This is a genomic window from Mesorhizobium sangaii (assembly GCF_014207355.1).
In the GTDB taxonomy this organism is placed as follows: Bacteria; Pseudomonadota; Alphaproteobacteria; order Rhizobiales; family Rhizobiaceae; genus Mesorhizobium; species Mesorhizobium sangaii.
This window is the reverse complement of the sequence record NZ_JACHEF010000030.1, coordinates 1-2,719: the sequence shown is the minus strand read 5'-3', so window position 1 is coordinate 2,719 and position 2,719 is coordinate 1. Positions and strand designations below refer to the sequence as shown.

The 2,719-nt window shown below is 63.8% G+C and carries 4 protein-coding genes; all 4 read left to right on the top strand.

The features are described 5' to 3' along the window. The first annotated feature begins 85 nt into the window (after positions 1-85). The 4 genes from tnpA (at position 86) to HNQ71_RS34505 (ending at position 2,689) form a co-directional block, all read left to right on the top strand. On the top strand, positions 86-430 hold the full coding sequence (gene tnpA, locus HNQ71_RS34520; RefSeq protein WP_095205366.1) for an IS66-like element accessory protein TnpA: 345 nt from the start codon (positions 86-88) through the stop codon (positions 428-430). Then, positions 427-768 (top strand): IS66 family insertion sequence element accessory protein TnpB, encoded by a 342-nt coding sequence (gene tnpB / locus HNQ71_RS34515; protein WP_258052477.1) that lies wholly within the window; start codon positions 427-429, stop codon positions 766-768. Before tnpA ends, tnpB begins: the two co-directional genes overlap by 4 nt. A 71-nt stretch (positions 769-839) precedes the next feature. Then, positions 840-2,462: an IS66 family transposase gene (gene tnpC, locus HNQ71_RS34510; RefSeq protein WP_184879623.1), complete on the top strand. Its 1,623-nt coding sequence runs from the start codon at positions 840-842 to the stop codon at positions 2,460-2,462. Beyond that, positions 2,423-2,689, top strand: a complete 267-nt coding sequence (locus HNQ71_RS34505) for a hypothetical protein (RefSeq protein WP_343068338.1) — start codon at positions 2,423-2,425, stop codon at positions 2,687-2,689. The genes tnpC and HNQ71_RS34505 overlap by 40 nt, the downstream gene beginning before the upstream one ends. Positions 2,690-2,719 lie beyond the last annotated feature (30 nt).

Genomic DNA, 2,719 nt, shown 5'->3' with positions numbered 1-2,719 from the left:
GTATCCATCCGGCGTGTCGCGCCTTGTTCGGGTGATGAACGAGTGGTCTTAAGCGTGCTCTTATGAGCGCACTTAGGAGCAGTTGATGGGTCAGATCACGTTGCTCACAGGCCCCGAACGTCGGCGGCGGTGGAACGAAGAGGAACGGCGCCAGATTTTGGAGGAGGCGTTTTCGCCCGGAGCCTGTGTGACGCAGGTGGCGCAGCGGCATGACGTTTCGACGGCGCTGATCTACACTTGGCGTCGCAAGCTGTGCGAACACGTCCCGGACCCGTGCCTTACAGAGGCGGTGGTTGTCGATGAAGACGTCGGCCATCCACTGGAGCACCGGCCGGCTATTGTCGTGGAGCTGGTAAAGGGCGGCCGGGTGAGCATCTTCGCGGGAGCGACGCCCACGCTGGTTACGGCAGTGGTAAAGGCACTGCGGTGATCCCGTCGGGCGCGCGGGTGTGGCTGTCGATGGGCCACACCGATATGAGGAAGGGCATGCAGGGCCTGGCTTTGCTGGTGCAGCAGCACCTGAAGCGCGATCCCCACGGTGGTGATCTCTACGTTTTCCGCGGACGCGCCGGATCGCTGGTAAAGATCATCTGGCATGACGGGATCGGCATGTCGCTTTATGCCAAGCGGCTCGAGAAGGGCCGCTTCATTTGGCCCCAGGCGAAGGACGGTGCAGTGTCGCTGACGAGCGCTCAGCTGGCGTGTTTGCTCGACGGGATTGACTGGCGCAACCCGCAGTACAGCTGGCGTCCGGCGAGCGCGGGATAGGACGCGGATTTCCTCAGCCAAAGCGGCATTTTTCGGTTGCACCGAGAGACAGGTGCTGATTCATTTCGGCCATGGAAGCCGCCGTTTCGCCCCTGCCGGACGATGTCGAAGCGCTTAAGGCGCTGGTTGTTTCGATGGGGGCCGAACTTGCCGCCGCGAGGGCTAAGGCGTCGGCTACGGAAGCTCTGATCGGGCACCTCAAGCTGCAGATCGCCAAGCTCAGGCGCGAGCAGTATGGCCCCAGCGCCGAGCGCAGCCGCCGGCTCCTGGACCAACTGGAGTTGCAACTCGAGGAACTCGAGGCCACAGCCAGCGAAGATGACCTTGCCGCCGAGGCGGCGGCGACCAGGACGACCAGTGTCACCGCCTTCGAGCGCAAACGGCCAGTGAAGAAGCCGTTTCCCGAGCATCTGCCGCGTGAGCGCATCGTCATCCCCGCGCCATGTTCGTGCCCGACTTGCGGCGGGACGCGGCTTTCGAAGCTCGGCGAGGACGTGACCGAGACGCTGGAGGTGATCCCGCGTCAGTGGAAGGTCATCCAGACGGTGCGCGAGAAGTTCTCGTGCCGGAACTGTGAGACGATCACCCAGCCGCCGGCGCCGTTCCATGTCGTGCCGCGTGGCTGGGCAGGTCCTGGCTTGCTCGCCATGCTGCTGTTCGACAAGTACGGCCAGCATCAACCCTTGAACCGCCAGGCTGAACGTTTCGCTCGCGAGGGCGTGCCACTTAGCCTGTCGACGCTCGCCGACCAAGTTGGCGCGGCCACTTTCGCGCTCATGCCCCTCTATCGCCGGATCGAGGCTCATGTTCTCGCCGCCGACCGATTGCACGGCGACGACACAACGGTGCCGGTCCTCGCCAAGGGCAAGACCGATATCGGCAGGCTGTGGGTCTATGTCCGCGACGACCGGCCATTCGGCGGCGCCGATCCGCCCGCCGCGCTGTTCCACTATTCGCGCGACCGCCGTGGCGAACATCCGCGAGCCCATCTCGACAGCTGGTCCGGGATCCTGCAGGCAGACGCCTATAGCGGCTATGGCGAACTCTACGCAGCCGATCGTCGCCCAGGGCCTGTGCTCGAAGCGGGCTGCTTTGCCCATGCGCGCCGCAAGTTCTTCGAACTCGCCGACGTCGAGGGATCAGCGCGCAAGAAGAGCCGCGGCGAACGGACAGGGGCGATCTACCCGATCGCACTGGAGGCGGTGCAGCGCCTGGATGGACTGTTCGATATCGAGCGCGAGATCAACGGATTGAGCGCTGAAGCGCGTGCTTGCGCCCGCCAGGAGCGCAGCGCTCCACTGATGGAGGACCTTCACGCCTGGCTGATCGCCCAGCTTGCCCAGCTCTCACGCAACCACGATCTCGCCAAGGCCATCAACTACGTGCTGCGCCGATGGCCGGCGTTTAACCGCTTCCTCGACGATGGCAGGATCTGCATTACGAACAATGCGGCTGAACGGGCCTTGCGCTGCGTCCCGCTCGGTCGCAAGGCCTGGCTGTTCTGTGGCTCCGATCGTGGAGGCCAGCGCGCTGCAGTCATCTACGCCCTCATCGGCACCGCCAAGCTCAACAATGTCGATCCGCAAGCCTGGCTTACCGATGTGCTTCACCGCATTGCCGAGCACCCCGCCAATCGCCTCGACGAGTTGCTGCCGTGGAACTGGCGGCCCAAGCCCGCCGCAATCGCAGCCTGACAATGCACATCAACAAAATGCATTCCGTGCGAACCATCGCGCTCGTCGCCCGGGACCTCGGCGAAGATGAGGACTGGCTCGGCCAAATCGCTATCGAAATGGAACCCGAGGACGGTCTGATCTGGGTCTACGGGCCAGACCACGAAGACGGCGTCATGGCCTTCTCCGAATTCGGCATCGAAAGCCTTCAAAACCTCATCGCCATCCATCGCGACGGAAACAAATAGGTCCGTCCGCGTCCCTCACCGGATGGATAC